The sequence below is a fragment of the Leifsonia sp. GW821-FHT13C05 genome (assembly GCF_058806515.1).
On the sequence record NZ_JBXAPT010000003.1, the window covers coordinates 333475 to 349091 of the forward strand.

Below are 15617 nucleotides of genomic sequence, written 5' to 3' on the forward strand. Positions count from 1 at the left end.
GAGTCAGAACCTCAGTGCGCGACGACCGGCTCGGTCGGCTCCGGTGCGTCCGCCGCTGCCGCCCCCGCCGTGCCGCCCGGGTTGCCGAGCGATGCCCCGTCTCCGCGGCGGCGGTAGAGCAGAGCGGACAGGATCGCGCCGAACACGAAGAACGCTGCGCCCCACCAGTACGCGGTCGCGTAGCTGTGCACGGCGGCCTCCGCCGCCACCGACGGGGTGGGAGGCAGGTGCGAGGCGATGTAGTCGGTCGCCGCGGTTGCCGCGAGCGTGTTGAGCAGTGCAGTGCCGATGGATCCGCCGACCTGCTGGCTGGTGTTCACCATCGCGGAGGCGACCCCGGCGAAGTGCCGGTCGACGCCGAGGGTCGCGGTCTGGATCGCCGCGGGCATGATCGAGCCCATGCCGGTTCCGAGGATCATCAGGGCGGGCAGCACGTCGGTCGCGTAGTTGGCCGTGACGCCGAGGTGGGTCAGGTAGACCATGCCGATCGCGGCGATGGTCATGCCGATCGGCACCATCACCTTCGGCCCGAACCTGGGCACGAAGATGTTGGTCGACAGCTGGGCGGCGATCACCAGCATCACGATCATCGGCAGGAAGCCGAGGCCGGTCTGGATGGGGCTGAACTTCAGCGTGGTCTGCAGGTAGTAGGTGACGAACAGGAAGATGCCGAACATCCCCGCCCCAGCGATCAGGATGGACGAGTACGAGGCTCCGCGGTTGCGGTCGAGCACGATCGACAGCGGAAGCAAGGGATGCGCCGCCCTGCGCTGCCAGAGCACGAACGCGATCAGCAGCACACCGGATGCGGCGAGCAGCCCCCAGCTCTGCGGGGAGTCCCAGCCGTCCGTCTCCGCGTTGGAGAACCCGTAGACGAGGCTGAACAGCGCGCCGGAGACGAGGATCGTGCCCGGCACGTCGAGCTTCGGCCGCGGGCCGGAGCGGGCGACGCTGCTGACGAAGATGGTCGCGCCGACGATCGCCACGATGGCGATGACGACGTTGATGTAGAGGTTCCAGCGCCAGTCGAACTGCTCGGTGAGGAAGCCGCCGAGCAGCAGGCCGACCGCGCCGCCTGCTCCGGCGATGGCTCCGAAGATGCCGAACGCGCGGGCACGCTCCTTGGGGATGGTGAACGTGGTGGTGAGCACGGCGAGGGCGGTGGGGGCGAGCAGTGCGCCGAACGCGCCCTGCAGTGCCCTGGCGCCCACGAGCATCCCGAAGCTGCCGGCGGCCCCGCCGAGGGCGGATGCCCCCGCGAAGCCGATGAGGCCGATGATGAAGGCGCGTTTGCGGCCGATGAGGTCGGAGAGCCTTCCGCCGAACAGCAGCAGGCTGCCGAAGGCGAGGGAGTATGCGGTGACGATCCACTGGCGGTCGGCGTTGCTGAAACCGAGGTCGGCCTGTGCCGACGGGAGGGCGATGTTCACGACCGTGGAGTCGAGGACGACCATGAGTTGCGCGAGGGCGACGGTGACGAGCGTCCACCAGCGGCGGGTCGAAACGGGAGGGGGATTCTGCGACATGGAGGTCACTATATACGAAACTAAGCAGTTCCGGATCTACCAAGTTCTAAAATTAACCTTACAATGGTCTGGATGGACAGCCACAACACGAAGGAAGCCGCAATGACGCAGCTCGACACCGTTGACGAAACGCGGACGGCGCCCGCGAAGCTGGGTCGCAAACGCGACCACACGCGCGACCCCGAAATCCTCGCCGCCGCCCTCGACGTCCTGGCCGAGACCGGGTACGAACGCATGACGATGGACATGGTCGCCTCCCGCGCCAAGGCGGGGAAGGCCACGGTCTACCGGCGCTGGGGGTCCAAGGCCGAACTGGTGATCGAGGCCGTCGCGTGCATGAAGAAGATCGACGTCGACCAGGATGCGCTGCCGGACACCGGGACGCTCCGCGGCGACATGATCGCGATGATCAAGCCGCACAGCCTCGAAGACGCGGAGAGGAAGCTGCGCGTGATGGCCGGGCTCATCTCGATGCTCGCGCAGGACCCCGACCTGGCGGAGGCGGTCAACGCGGCGATCGTCGAGCCCCGCGCGTCCGTCAACCGGTTCTTCATGCGCAGGGCGATCGAGCGCGGCGAGATCTCCGCGGACTGCGACATCGAGACGCTCGCGCTCGTGACGCCGTCGATGGCCTCGTACCGCACCCTCATCCTGCACAAGCCGGTGGACAGGGAGTTCCTCATCTCGCTGATCGACGGCGTGCTGCTGCCGGCGGTCGGCCTGGGCGCGCACCAGGGGAGTGCCGGCTAGCGCTGCCCACTAAACTTGGGTCTCGTGTCTGAATCCTCCGAAATCTCCGAAGCCGCCGTCGAGGCGGCGGTCGCGTCGGCCATCGCGGCGATCGACGCCGCGGCCGACTCGGCTGCACTCAAGGTCGTGCGCGCAGAGCACACGGCCGAGGGCTCGCCGCTCGCGCGCCTGAACGCCGCCATCCGCTCCGTGCCCAACGACCAGAAGGCCTCCGCCGGCAAGCTGGTCGGCCAGGCGAGGGGAACGGTCAACCAGGCGTTCGCGGCCAAGGAGGCCCAGATCGAGCGCGAGGAGAACGAGGCTCGTCTCGCGGCGGAGGCGCTCGACGTCACCGCCCTCCCCTCGCGCTGGACCCCGGGCGCCCGTCACCCGCTCTCGCTGCTGCAGGAGCGCATCGCCGACGTCTTCGTCGGCATGGGCTGGGAGGTCGCGGAAGGCCCGGAGCTGGAGAGCGAGTGGTACAACTTCGACGCCCTCAACTTCGATGAGGACCACCCGGCGCGTGCGATGCAGGACACCTTCTTCGTCGAGCCGACGAACGCGCACCTCGTGATGCGCACCCACACGTCGCCGGTGCAGCTGCGTGCCCTCCTCGGCAACGAGCTGCCCGTCTACCGCATCGCACCCGGCCGGGTGTTCCGCACGGACGAGTTCGACGCGACCCACCTTCCGGTGTTCCACCAGACGGAGGGCATCGCGGTCGACAAGGGCCTCACGATGGCGCACCTGCGCGGCACCCTCGACCACTTCGTCAAGACGCTGTTCGGCGACGAGGCGAAGGTGCGGCTGCGCCCCAACTACTTCCCGTTCACCGAGCCGAGCGCCGAGCTCGACCTCTGGCACCCCACCTTCAAGGGCGGGGCGCGCTGGATCGAGTGGGGCGGCTGCGGCATGGTCAACCCCAACGTGCTCCGCTCGGCGGGGATCGACCCGGAGGTGTACTCGGGCTTCGCGTTCGGGATGGGCGTCGAGCGGGCGCTGATGTTCCGCAACGACGTCAAAGACATGCGTGACATGGCCGAGGGCGATGTCCGGTTCTCTCAGCAGTTCGGAATGGTGGTCTGATGCGCGTCCCCCTGAGTTGGCTCGGCGAGTACGTCGACCTCGAGCCGGGTACGACCCCCGAGGAGGTCCACGCGGCTCTCGTCTCCGTCGGTCTCGAAGAGGAGGAGATCCACTCGTTCGAGATCTCCGGACCCGTCGTGGTCGGCGAGGTGCTCGACTTCGTCGAGGAGCCGCAGAGCAACGGCAAGACCATCCGGTGGTGCCAGGTGCGCGTCGCGCCGGAGGGTGAGAAGGCCGCGGACGGCGGAGACGCCGTGCACGGCATCGTCTGCGGCGCCGGCAACTTCTTCCCCGGCGACAAGGTCGTGGTGACCCTGCCGGGCTCCGTCCTGCCCGGGCCGTTCCCGATCGCCGCCCGCAAGACGTACGGCCATGTCTCCGACGGCATGATCGCCTCCGCCCGCGAGCTGGGCCTCGGCGACGAGCACGACGGCATCCTGCGCCTCTCCACCCTCGGGCTCGACCCCGAGGTGGGAGCGGACGCGATCGCCCTGCTCGGCCTGGACGACACCGCCGTCGAGGTCAACGTGACCCCCGACCGCGGATACGCGTTCTCGATCCGCGGCATCGCCCGCGAGTACTCGCACGCCACCGGTGCGGCGTTCCGCGACCCCGCCGACGCGGCGGGCATCCTGCCGGCCGGTGCGCACGCGCACGGCTTCAGCGTCGCGATCGACGACAGGGCGCCGATCCGCGGCCGCTCGGGGGCGACGGTGTTCGTCACCCGCGTCGTCCGCGACGTCGACGGCTCCCGTCCGACGCCCGCGTGGATGATCGCCAGGCTCAAGCTGGCCGGCATCCGCTCCATCTCGCTCGTGGTCGACATCACCAACTACGTGATGCTCGAGCTCGGCCAGCCCATCCACGGCTACGACCTGGACAAGCTGCGCGGAGGCATCGTCGTGCGCCGGGCGCACCAGGGGGAGACCCTGGTGACCCTGGACGACCAGACCAGGACGCTGGATGCGGAAGACCTCGTCATCACGGACGACTCCGGTCCCATCGGCCTCGCCGGTGTGATGGGCGGCGCATCCACCGAGATCGGCGCAGAGACCTCGAACGTCCTGATCGAGGCCGCGAACTTCGACCCGGTGTCGATCGCGCGCACCGCCCGCAGGCACAAGCTGCCGAGCGAGGCGTCCAAGCGCTTCGAGCGCGGCGTCGACCCGCGCGTCGCCGTCGCTGCCGCCGGACGTGTCGTTCAGCTGCTCGAGCAGCTCGCCGGCGGCCACGCCGACGCGCTCGGCTCCGTGCTGGATGCGGCGGAGGCTCCGGAGGCGATCCGCCTTCCCCGCACATACATCGCCTCCCTCATCGGCGTCGAGTTCACCGACGACGAGGTGCGCGGCGCGCTCGCCGAGATCGGCGGAGCGGTCTCCGAGTCTGACGGCGACCTCGTGGTCGTCCCTCCGACCTGGCGTCCGGACCTGCGCGACAAGTCCGACCTCGCGGAGGAGGTGGCGCGCATCGTCGGCTACGACCGCATCCCGTCGGAGCTGCCCGTCGCGCCTCCCGGCCGCGGCCTCACCCGCGAGCAGAAGCTGCGCCGCGCGGTCGCGCAGACCCTCGCGGACAACGGCGCCACCGAGATCCTGGCGTTCCCGTTCGTGAGCGAGAAGGCGAACGACCTCTTCGGCTCGCCGGAGGCGGGCGGCGTCCCTGCCGTCAAGCTGGCGAACGCCCTGGACGCGACGGCGCCGTACCTGCGAACGGCCCTGCTCCCCGGCCTGGTCGACGCGGCCAAGCGCAACCTCGCCCGCGGCCTGGTCGACCTGAGCATCTACGAGCTGGGCACCGTCTTCCGTCCGTCCGGCGACGGCCTCGGGAGCGAGACGCTTCCGCTCGGCGCCGCTCTGCCGTCCGACGACGTGCTCGCCGGGCTCAACGCCGGCATCCCGGCGCAGCCGAGGCACCTCGCCGGGCTGGTGCTCGGGCATCCCGTGCAGAAGCAGCCAGGTCAGGAGGCGATCGCCGCCGGTGTCGCCGACGCGCTCACGATGGTGGCGCAGACCGCTGCGGCGCTCGGCATCGAGGTGGACCCCGTGCAGAGCACGCACCAGGCGATGCACCCCGGCCGCACGGCGCAGCTGATCGCCCGGGGAGCAGACGGCGTCGAGGTGCCCGTCGGCTACGCGGGCGAACTGCTGCCGGCGCTGGCGGAGGAGCTCGACCTGCCGCGCGTCGTCGCGGTGTTCGAGCTCGACCTGGATGCGCTGATCGCGGTCGCGCCCGCCGACATCGTCGCCGGGACGATCTCCGGTTTCCCCGCCGCCACCCAGGACCTCTCGCTCGTCGTGCGCCAGGAGGTTCCGGCCGGCGACGTCAAGCGTGCGGTGCAGGAGGGTGCTGGGGCGCTGCTGGAGCACATCCGGTTGGTGGACGACTACCGCGGCCACGGCCTGCCCGCCGGGCACAAGAGCCTGACGTTCGCGCTGCGGTTCCGCGCGGACGACCGCACGCTCACCGCGGCGGAGGCCAGCGAGGCCAAGCTCGCGGGAGCGGCGCGCGCCGAGGAGCTGTTCGGAGCGCACATCCGCGACTGATCGACCATCCCCGTGCCCGATTTGGTGCGGGGGTGGGGCGTGACGATAGGGTTGGCGCATGCTTTTCGTTCGGTGCATCGAGGACACGCGCTCGGCTTCCGCCGCCCGCGCCATGCGCCGACGCCTGCGCGACCGCCGAATCTAGGCGGCGCTGGCGCGACCCTTTCCGAGGGACTCGTGGGTGCCGCCTTCGTCGAGGCCCCCTGTCGTCCACTCAATAAGGTAGAAGCATGACTTTCTCGGTAGCCGTCGCCGGAGCATCCGGTTACGCGGGCGGAGAGCTCCTGCGGATCCTCGCCGGTCATCCAGACTTCGAGGTCCGCACCGTCACGGCGCATCAGAACGCCGGGCAGCCGCTCGTCTCGCACCAGCCCCACCTCCGTTCCCTCAGCCACCTGACCCTGGTCGAGTCGACCGTGGAGAACCTCTCCGGTCATGACGTGGTCTTCCTCGCCCTTCCGCACGGCAAGTCCGGCGAGATCGCCTCGCTGCTGCCGGAGGAGACGCTCGTCGTCGACTGCGGCGCCGACCACCGGCTGGAGAGCCCGGAGTCGTGGGCCGCGTTCTACGGCGGCGAGTACTTCGGCTCCTGGGCGTACGGTGTGCCCGAGCTGCCCGTCGGCGACGGCAAGCAGCGGGATGCGCTGGCCGGAGCCAAGCGCATCGCGGCACCCGGGTGCAACGCCAGCGCCGTCTCCCTCGCGCTCGCCCCCGGCATCGCCGCCGGGCTGATCGAGGAGGAGGACATCGTCGCCGTCCTCGCCGTCGGCCCGTCCGGCGCAGGCAAGAGCCTCAAGACGATGTACCTGGCCAGCGAGATCCTGGGCTCGGCCAACCCGTACGCTGTCGGCGGGACCCACCGCCACATCCCGGAGATCCAGCAGAACCTCCGCAAGGCGGGGGCCGCTAACCCCACGGTCTCGTTCACCCCGGTGCTCGTTCCGATGTCGCGGGGCATCCTGGCCACCTCCACCGCCCGGCTGAAGCCCGGCGTGACGGCCGATCAGGTGCAGAGCGCGTGGGAGTCCGCCTATGCGGGCGAGACGTTCGTGCAGGTGCTCCCGGCCGGCACGGTGCCGCGCACCGCCGACGTGCTCGGCGCGAACACCGCTCTGATCGCCGTGGCCGTCGACGAGGCGGCGGGCCGCGTCGTCACGGTCCTCGCTCTCGACAATCTCTACAAGGGGACGGCCGGCGCCGCCATCCAGTCCGCCAATATCGCCCTCGGTCTCGACGAGACCGCCGGCCTGACCGTGAACGGAGTGGCACCGTGAGCGTCACAGCAGCATCCGGATTCGCAGCGGCGGGGGTCGCAGCCGGCCTCAAGGCCAGCGGCAAGCGCGACCTCGCGATCGTGCAGAACCTCGGCCCGCTCAGCGCGGCGGCCACGGTGTTCACGACCAACAGGTGTCAGGCCAACCCGGTCATCTGGAGCAGGCAGGTCATCGCGGACGGCGTGGTCTCCGCCATCGTCCTCAACTCGGGCGGAGCCAACTGCTACACCGGTGCCCAGGGCTTCCAGACCACCCACGCCACCGCTGAGGCGGTCGGCGAACGGCTCGGCGTCTCCGCCGGAGACGTGCTCGTCTGCTCGACCGGCCTGATCGGCGACCAGCTCGACCTCGGCAAGCTCACGGCGGGCGTCACAGACGCCGCGGCAGCCCTCGCCGAGGGAACGGGCCTGGGCGCGGATGCCGGACTCGCCGCCGCCGAGGCGATCATGACGACGGACACCAAGCCCAAACAGGCGGAGCACCGCTCCCCGGCGGGCTGGACGGTCGGCGGCATGGCCAAGGGAGCGGGGATGCTCGCGCCCGGCCTCGCGACCATGCTCGTCGTCATCACCACCGACGCCGTCCTCGACTCCGCCCAGCTGGATGCGGCGCTCCGGGCCGCGACCAGGGTCACCTTCGACCGGCTCGACTCCGACGGCTGCATGTCCACCAACGACACCGTCGCCCTGCTCGGCTCCGGCGCGAGCGGCGTCGCAGCGGACGAGGCGCAGTTCGCCGCGGCGCTCACTGCGGTGTGCCGCGATCTGGCCGAGCAGCTGCAGGCCGACGCGGAGGGCGCATCCCACGACATCGCCATCGAGGTCGTCAACGCGGCGAGCGAGGACGACGCCGTGACCGTCGGCCGCGCCGTCTCCCGCAGCAACCTGTTCAAGGCGGCCATCTTCGGCAACGATCCCAACTGGGGCAGGGTGCTCGCAGCGGTCGGCACGACCGATGCGGTGTTCGATCCGTACGGCATCGACGTCGCGATCAATGGCATCCAGATCTGCACGGCGGGGGAGCCGGACCAGCCGCGCGAGCTGGTCGACCTGACGCCGCGCGCCGTGCACATCCTGATCGACCTGCACGCCGGGGGCGAGACGGCGACCATCCTGACCAACGATCTCACGCACGACTACGTGCACGAGAACAGTGCGTACGCGAGCTGAGATGACAGACGACAGCACGCTCGACACGAGAGCAGAGACCGACGCGGCAGAGGCGGAGGAGCGCAGGAGCGCCTCGGCCAAGGCCGAGACGCTGATCGAGTCGCTTCCCTGGCTGAAGCGGTTCCACGACCAGATCATCGTGGTCAAGTTCGGTGGCAACGCGATGGTCAGCGAGGAGCTGCAGCAGGCGTTCGCCGAGGACATGGTCTACCTGCGCTACGCGGGCATCCGGCCGGTCGTGGTGCACGGTGGCGGCCCGCAGATCTCCGCGATGCTGGACAGGCTCGGCATCGAGTCCGAGTTCCGCGGCGGGTACCGGGTGACGACACCGGAGGCGATGGATGTGGTGCGCATGGTCCTCACCGGCCAGATCAACCGCGACCTCGTCAGCAACATCAACAAGCACGGTCCGCTCGCCGCCGGCATCTCCGGTGAGGACGCCGGGCTGTTCCAGGGGCGCAAGCGCGGAACCGTCGTCGACGGCGTCGAGGTGGACCTCGGGCTGGTCGGCGACGTGATCGGCGTGAACCCGGAGGCCGTGCACGCGCAGCTGGACGCCGGGCGCATCCCGGTCGTGTCCTCGATCGCGCCGGACATCGACGACCCAGGGCACTCGCTCAACGTCAACGCGGATGCGGCGGCCGCGGCCCTCGCCGTCGCTCTCGGGGCGGCGAAGCTCGTCATCCTGACCGACGTCGCCGGGCTGTACAGCGACTGGCCGAACCGTGACTCGCTGCTGTCCAAGATCGACGCCGGCGAGCTGCGCGAACTGCTGCCGACGCTCGAGTCCGGCATGATCCCGAAGATGTCCGCCTGCCTCGACGCCGTCGACGGCGGCGTCGCGAAGGCCGCGATCATCGACGGGCGCATCCCGCACTCGATCCTGCTCGAAGTCTTCACCCAATCGGGGATCGGAACGGAGGTGGTGCCATCGTGAGCACCAGCACGACGACCGGCTGGACCGACCGTTTCGGCCACACCATGATGCGCACGCTCGCCACGCCCAAGCTGATGCTGGCGCGCGGAGAGGGCTGCCGCGTCTGGGACGTGGACGGCAACGAGTACCTCGACTTCCTCGCGGGGATCGCGGTCAACTCGCTCGGCCACGCGCATCCCGTGCTGGTGGATGCGGTCTCCCGCCAGATCGCGACGCTCGCGCACGTCTCCAACTACTTCGCCACCCCGCCGCAGCTGGAGCTGACCGAGCGGCTCACCAGGATCACCGGGGCGGGCGACGCCGGGCGCGTGTACTTCTGCAACTCGGGAGCTGAGGCGAACGAGGCGGCCTTCAAGCTGGCCAGGCTCAACAGGTCCGGAGGTCACCGCACCCGCGTGCTCGCGCTGAACAACGCGTTCCACGGCCGCACGATGGGGTCGCTGGCACTCACCGGCAAGCCGCCGATGCGCGAGGCGTTCGAGCCGCTGCCCGCCGGGGTCGAGCACATCGACACCACGATCGAGGCGCTCGAAGCAGCCATCGACGACCGCGTCGCCGCGCTGTTCGTCGAGCCCATCAAGGGCGAGGCCGGCGTGCTCGACCTGCCGGACGGCTTCCTGAAGCGGGCGCGCGAGCTGACGGAGCAACACGGGGTGCTGCTCATCATCGACGAGATCCAGACCGGTGTCGGCCGCACGGGACGCTGGTTCGCCTACGAGCACGCCGGCATCCTGCCGGACGCTGTGACGGTCGCCAAGGGCATCGCGGGCGGCGTCCCGATCGGCGCTCTGGTCACCTTCGGCTGGGCGTCCGAGCTGTTCTCGCAGGGCCAGCACGGCTCGACCTTCGGCGGCAACCCGCTCGCGACCGCGGCGGGCAACGCCGTGCTCGGCGAGATCGAGCGCTCCGACCTGGTCGGCAACGCCGAGCGCCGCGGGGAAGAGCTGCGGGCGATCATCCGCGGCTACGACTCCCCGCTCATCGGCGACGTGCGCGGCCAGGGCCTCCTCGTCGGCATCGGCCTGACAGAGGGGGAAGCGCACCGGCTCTCCGATGCCGCGCTCGCCAACGGGCTCATCATCAACGCCCCCAACGAGTCGAGCATCCGGCTGGCCCCGCCGCTGATCGTCGGCGACGACGAGCTGGCGGAGTTCCGCGAGCGATTCGGCCGAGCCCTCGCCTCCATCCCCACCACCGGAAAGAAATCATGACCAGGCATTTTCTGCGCGACGACGACATCAGCCCCTCCGAGCAGGCCGAGATCCTGGATCTCGCCGTGCAGCTGAAGCAGGACCGCTTCGGCACCAAGCCGCTCGCCGGTCCGCAGACGGTCGCCGTGATCTTCGACAAGTCGTCGACCCGCACGCGCGTCTCGTTCGCCGTCGGCATCGCCGACCTCGGCGGCAGCCCGCTGATCATCTCGACGGCCAACAGCCAGCTCGGCGGCAAGGAGACCCCGTCCGACACGGCTCGCGTGCTGGAGCGCATGGTGTCCGCGATCGTCTGGCGGACATACGCGCAGTCCGGCCTGGAGGAGATGGCGAAGGGAACGACGGTCCCCGTCGTCAACGCCCTCTCCGACGATTTCCACCCGTGCCAGATCCTCGCCGACCTCCTGACGATCAGGGAGAAGCGCGGATCGCTCGCCGGGCTCACCCTGACCTTCTTCGGCGACGGCGCGAGCAACATGGGCCAGTCCTACCTGCTCGGCGGCGTCACAGCCGGGATGCACGTGCGCGTCGCCTCCCCGGCCGACTACGCCCCGAGCGCAGCGGTCGTCGCCGACGCGGAGGCCATCGCGGAGCAGACCGGAGGGTCCGTCACCCTGTTCGCCGACCCGCGCGAGGCGGCCGCCGGCTCGGACGTGATGATCACGGACACCTGGGTGTCGATGGGCAAGGAGGACGAGAAGGCGGAGCGCATCGCCGTCTTCGGCGGCTACCGCGTCGACTCCGACCTGATGGCGCTCGCCCGGCCGGATGCGCTGTTCATGCACTGTCTTCCCGCCGATCGTGGCTACGAGGTCACGGCCGACGTCATCGACGGCCCCCAGTCGGTCATCTGGGACGAGGCGGAGAACCGCCTGCACGCCCAGAAGGCCCTGCTGGTCTGGCTGCTCGCGAAGAACGCCGCATAGCGGCACTCCCTAGAATCTTTACGAAACAAAACTGAAGGAGAATCATGGCGGAACGTGTTGTTCTCGCGTACTCGGGCGGTCTCGACACCTCGGTCGGCATCGGCTGGCTGAAGGACGCGACCGGTAAAGAGGTCGTGGCCCTGGCGGTCGACGTCGGACAGGGCGGAGAGGACATGGAGGCCATCCGTCAGCGCGCGCTCGACTGCGGTGCCGTCGAGTCCGTGGTCGTGGATGCGAAGGACGAGTTCGCCGACGACTACATCATGCCGGCGCTCAAGGCCAACGCCCTGTACCAGAAGCGCTACCCGCTGGTCTCCGCGCTCAGCCGCCCGGTGATCGCCAAGCACCTCGCGCAGACTGCGAAGGCACTCGGCGCGGACAGCGTGGCCCACGGCTGCACGGGCAAGGGCAACGACCAGGTCCGGTTCGAGGCCGCCGTCGCAGCGCTCGCCCCCGAGCTGACCTCGCTGGCCCCCGTCCGCGACTTCGCGCTCACCCGCGACAAGGTCATCGTGTACGCGGCCGAGCACAACCTCCCGATCGAGCAGTCGAAGAAGTCGCCGTACTCCATCGACCAGAACGTGTGGGGCCGCGCCGTCGAGACCGGCTTCCTCGAAGACCCGTGGAACGCCCCGATCGAAGACCTGTACACCTACACGCAGGACCCGGCCGTGACCCGCGACCCCGTCGAGGTCGTCATCTCGTTCCGCGAGGGCATCCCCGTGGCCATCGACGGCAAGCCGGTCACCCCGCTGGAGGCCGTCCAGCTGATGAACACCGTCGCCGGTGGTCAGGGTGTCGGCCGCATCGACATCGTCGAGGACCGCCTCGTCGGCATCAAGAGCCGCGAGGTCTACGAGTCGCCGGCCGGCATCGCGCTGATCGCCGCCCACGAGGAGCTCGAGAACATGACCGTCGAGCGCGACGTCGCCCGCTACAAGCGGACCGTCGAGGCCAAGTGGTCGGAGCTCGTCTACGACGGCCTCTGGTTCTCCGGCCTGAAGCGCGCCCTGGACGTGTTCATCGACGAGACGCAGAAGTACGTCAACGGCGACATCCGCCTGAAGCTGCACGCGGGATCCGCGGTCGTCACCGGCCGCCGCAGCGACACCAGCCTGTACGACTTCAACCTCGCCACGTACGACACCGGCGACACGTTCGACCAGTCGCTCGCCAAGGGCTTCATCGAGCTGTGGTCGCTGCCGAGCAAGATCTCGGCTCGTCGCGACCAGGCCCAGTAAGGAGCACGGTGTCTGATCAGAACGATCAGCCGGCCGCAGGCAATCGCGCAGGCGAGGCGGGCGCCCTCTGGGGCGGCCGCTTCGCCGGCGGGCCGTCTCCGGAGCTGGCAGCGCTCAGCAAGTCCACCCAGTTCGACTGGCAGCTCGCCGCGTACGACATCGCGGGATCCCGGGCGCACGCCCGCGCCCTCGCGGCAGCCGGCTACCTCGCCCCCGAGGAACTGGACGGGATGCTCGCAGCACTCGACCGCCTCGACGCCGACGTCGCCTCCGGCGCGTTCGCGGCGCTCGAGACGGACGAGGACGTGCACTCCGCCCTCGAACGCGGCCTGATCGAGCGGGCGGGAACGGAGCTCGGCGGCAAGCTGCGCGCCGGGCGCAGCCGCAACGACCAGATCGCGACGCTGGTGCGGCTCTACCTGCGCGACCACGCCGGTGTCATCGCCGAGCGGCTGATCGCCCTGATCGACGCCATCGCCGCTCAGGCGGACGCGCATCCATCGGCCATCCTGCCCGGGCGCACGCACCTGCAGCACGCGCAGCCGGTGCTGCTCGCGCACCACCTGCTCGCGCACTGCTGGCCGCTCGTCCGCGACCTGGAGCGCCTGGCCGACTGGGACAAGCGCGCGAACGTCTCGCCGTACGGCTCCGGAGCCCTCGCGGGCTCCACGCTCGGGCTCGACCCGCTGCTCGTCGCGCGCGACCTCGGTTTCGCCGCCAGCTCGGAGAACTCGATCGACGGCACCGCCGCCCGGGACGTGGTGGCGGAGTTCGCGTTCGTCTGCGCCCAGATCGGCGTGGACCTGTCGCGGTTCGCCGAGGAGATCATCCTCTGGAACACGCGCGAGTTCGGCTTCGTCACCCTCGACGACTCGTACTCGACCGGGTCGTCGATCATGCCGCAGAAGAAGAACCCGGACATCGCGGAGCTCACCCGCGGCAAGGCCGGGCGCCTGATCGGCAACCTGACGGGCCTGCTCACCACCCTCAAGGGCCTCCCGCTCGCGTACAACCGCGACCTGCAGGAGGACAAGGAGCCGGTGTTCGACTCTGTGACGACCCTGGAGGTGGTGCTCCCCGCATTCACCGGCATGGTCGCGACGCTCCGCTTCCACACCGACAGGATGGCCGAGCTTGCGCCGCAGGGCTTCTCGCTCGCGACCGATGTGGCCGAGTGGCTGGTCAAGCGGCGCGTCCCGTTCCGGGATGCGCACGAGATCACCGGCAACCTGGTGAAGTTCGCGGAGGAGCGCGGCCTGGAGCTGAGCGACGTCGACGACGCCGGTCTCGCCTCGGTGTCGCCGCTGCTGACCCCGGATGTGCGCGAGGTGCTGACCATCGACGGCTCCGTCGCCAGCCGCGACAACGTGGGAGGAACAGCACCCGTGCGCGTGGCGGAGCAGCTCGCCGCCCTCACCGAGCGGGTGCGCGTGCTGACCTCGGCATTCGTCGCCGCACGACGGGATCTCGGCTGATGAGCGGTTATCGTCCCGACAAGAAGTCTCCGCGCTATCCGTGGATCATCCCGGCGATCGTCGTGGTCGCCGTGCTCGTGATCGTGGTCGGCCTGATCGTCACGCTCGTGGCCGGCGGCCGGATCTTCTGAGCGGCGACCGGACATGACCTCGGGCGGGCAGGGGGCGCTCGCGGACGGGCTCTTCCTGCCCGACCGCGAGTTCTTCCTGGCGTCGTCGCTCGACATCGCCCCTCGCCTGCTCGGCGGCGTGCTGCGGCACGAGACGCCGGAGGGCGCGGTCTCCCTCCGCATCACCGAGGTCGAGGCGTACATCGGCGACGGCCTCGACCCGGGATCGCACGCCTTCCGCGGCCGCACCAAGCGCAACGCCGTCATGTACGGCGAGCCAGGGCACCTCTACGCGTACTTCACCTACGGCATGCACGTCTGCGCGAACGTCGTCTGCTCTCCGCCGGGCGAGGCCTCGGCTGTGCTGCTGCGCGGCGCAGAGGTGGTGGATGGCGAGGAGCTGGCGACCCTGCGCCGCTCCGGCCCGACAGCGCGCGTCGTGCCGCGACGCGATCTGGGACGCGGGCCTGCGCGGCTCGTCGTCGCCGCCGGGATCACCCTCGCCGACGACGGCGCCGACCTGTACGCGCCGCCGTTCTCGCTGCTGCTGCCGCGCATCTCGCTGCCGCACGAGACGGGGCCGCGCACCGGGGTGTCAGGGGCAGGTGGGGGAGCGGCGTTCCCGTGGCGGTACTGGCTGCCGGGGGAGCCGTCGGTGTCCGCGTACAAGCGGCACCCGAAGTCGCACGACTAGGAGTTGCGGCGGGAGCGTCGGCGGTGCATGAGCAGGGCGGAGAGGCCCGCTGCGGCGAGGGTGGTCGCGGCGATGGCGGCGGTACTGGTGGATGCCCCGGTGGCAGCGAGTTCGTCCGTTGCGCCGCCCGTGGTTGCCGGTCTGTCGTCGGCGTGCACGATCGGTGCCGTAGGCGTAGGCGTAGGCGTAGGCGTCGGCGATGGGTCGGGAGTCGGCGTCTCCGGGGTCAGCACGGTGAAGCGAATATCCTCGGCGGTTCCGCCGAAGACCATGTCGTCGAGGGCGCAGAGCATTCCCAGGTCGTACGGTCCCGGCGGCACATCGTCGGGGATGCGCACGTCTGCGTCGAACCTGCCATCCGAGCCAGGCGGGGGCACGCGGATCGCAATCTCGCCCAGGTCTCTGTCGAGCGGAGCAAGGAAGAACATAACCTCTGTCGCCGGGGTGCCCGCGAGGGTGCAGGTGCCCGTGGCGCGAACAAGTCCACCGGGAAGCGCGTGCTGCGGGGAAACGGTGAATGTGGCGACCCTTCCGTAGTCCTCCCGCGGCACAGGTGGGGTTTCGGCTGTCTGCGTGGGAGTGGGTTCGTCCAGGGCGAGCGAGGGCGCGGTGATCGTCAGAATGCCGATGGCGGCTGTACTGAGGCCGACGTACGCAGAACAGACCACTCGTTTTAGAAGCCTTCGTGGCCTGCGC

General features: G+C 70.1%; 14 protein-coding genes. 12 read left to right on the forward strand and 2 right to left on the reverse strand.

The genetic code is table 11. The features are described from left to right. Nucleotides 1-11: 11 nt before the first annotated feature. Nucleotides 12-1526 carry an MFS transporter gene (locus tag AC1ROC_RS11945; RefSeq protein ID WP_493000342.1) on the reverse strand — a complete coding sequence of 505 codons (1515 nt, stop codon included), beginning with the start codon at nt 1524-1526 and terminating at the stop codon, nt 12-14. A 72-nt stretch (nt 1527-1598) separates the two neighbouring features. Between AC1ROC_RS11945 and AC1ROC_RS11950 the strand changes: the two genes are divergently transcribed. The 12 genes from AC1ROC_RS11950 (at nt 1599) to AC1ROC_RS12005 (ending at nt 14921) form a co-directional block, all read left to right on the forward strand. After that, nucleotides 1599-2276, forward strand: coding sequence for a TetR/AcrR family transcriptional regulator (locus AC1ROC_RS11950; RefSeq protein ID WP_168688932.1), 678 nt, complete (start codon nt 1599-1601; stop codon nt 2274-2276). Nucleotides 2277-2300: 24 nt separating this feature from the next. Next, nucleotides 2301-3341, forward strand: coding sequence for a phenylalanine--tRNA ligase subunit alpha (gene pheS, locus AC1ROC_RS11955; RefSeq protein WP_085370002.1), 1041 nt, complete (start codon nt 2301-2303; stop codon nt 3339-3341). Beyond that, nucleotides 3341-5884, forward strand: a complete 2544-nt coding sequence (gene pheT / locus AC1ROC_RS11960; protein ID WP_493000345.1) for a phenylalanine--tRNA ligase subunit beta — start codon at nt 3341-3343, stop codon at nt 5882-5884. Before pheS ends, pheT begins: the two co-directional genes overlap by 1 nt. 230 nt (nt 5885-6114) lie before the next feature. After that, the gene (gene argC / locus AC1ROC_RS11965; RefSeq protein WP_493000347.1) at nt 6115-7158 is read left to right on the forward strand and encodes an N-acetyl-gamma-glutamyl-phosphate reductase; all 1044 of its coding nucleotides are present in this window, start codon (nt 6115-6117) and stop codon (nt 7156-7158) included. Further along, the gene (argJ, locus tag AC1ROC_RS11970) at nt 7155-8327 is read left to right on the forward strand and encodes a bifunctional glutamate N-acetyltransferase/amino-acid acetyltransferase ArgJ (protein WP_493000349.1); all 1173 of its coding nucleotides are present in this window, start codon (nt 7155-7157) and stop codon (nt 8325-8327) included. The genes argC and argJ overlap by 4 nt, the downstream gene beginning before the upstream one ends. Nucleotide 8328: 1 nt before the next feature. Then, nucleotides 8329-9264, forward strand: a complete 936-nt coding sequence (gene argB / locus AC1ROC_RS11975) for an acetylglutamate kinase (RefSeq protein ID WP_168688937.1) — start codon at nt 8329-8331, stop codon at nt 9262-9264. Then, the gene (locus tag AC1ROC_RS11980) at nt 9261-10475 is read left to right on the forward strand and encodes an acetylornithine transaminase (protein WP_493000351.1); all 1215 of its coding nucleotides are present in this window, start codon (nt 9261-9263) and stop codon (nt 10473-10475) included. Before argB ends, AC1ROC_RS11980 begins: the two co-directional genes overlap by 4 nt. Further along, nucleotides 10472-11401 (forward strand): ornithine carbamoyltransferase, encoded by a 930-nt coding sequence (gene argF / locus AC1ROC_RS11985; RefSeq protein WP_493000353.1) that lies wholly within the window; start codon nt 10472-10474, stop codon nt 11399-11401. The genes AC1ROC_RS11980 and argF overlap by 4 nt, the downstream gene beginning before the upstream one ends. A gap of 44 nt (nt 11402-11445) precedes the next feature. Next, on the forward strand, nt 11446-12642 hold the full coding sequence (locus tag AC1ROC_RS11990; RefSeq protein WP_493000355.1) for an argininosuccinate synthase: 1197 nt from the start codon (nt 11446-11448) through the stop codon (nt 12640-12642). Nucleotides 12643-12650: 8 nt separating this feature from the next. After that, a complete protein-coding gene (gene argH / locus AC1ROC_RS11995) occupies nt 12651-14117 on the forward strand; it encodes an argininosuccinate lyase (RefSeq protein ID WP_085370010.1) in 1467 nt (488 codons plus the stop codon). Beyond that, entirely contained in the window at nt 14117-14248 is a 132-nt protein-coding gene (locus AC1ROC_RS12000; protein ID WP_256922021.1) for a hypothetical protein, read from the forward strand. The genes argH and AC1ROC_RS12000 overlap by 1 nt, the downstream gene beginning before the upstream one ends. A 13-nt stretch (nt 14249-14261) precedes the next feature. Next, entirely contained in the window at nt 14262-14921 is a 660-nt protein-coding gene (locus AC1ROC_RS12005) for a DNA-3-methyladenine glycosylase (protein ID WP_493000357.1), read from the forward strand. Here the strand turns inward: AC1ROC_RS12005 and AC1ROC_RS12010 are convergent. Continuing rightward, nucleotides 14918-15589, reverse strand: a complete 672-nt coding sequence (locus tag AC1ROC_RS12010; protein WP_493000359.1) for a hypothetical protein — start codon at nt 15587-15589, stop codon at nt 14918-14920. The two genes, AC1ROC_RS12005 and AC1ROC_RS12010, sit on opposite strands and share 4 nt — an antisense overlap. Between the last annotated feature and the right edge of the window lie 28 nt (nt 15590-15617).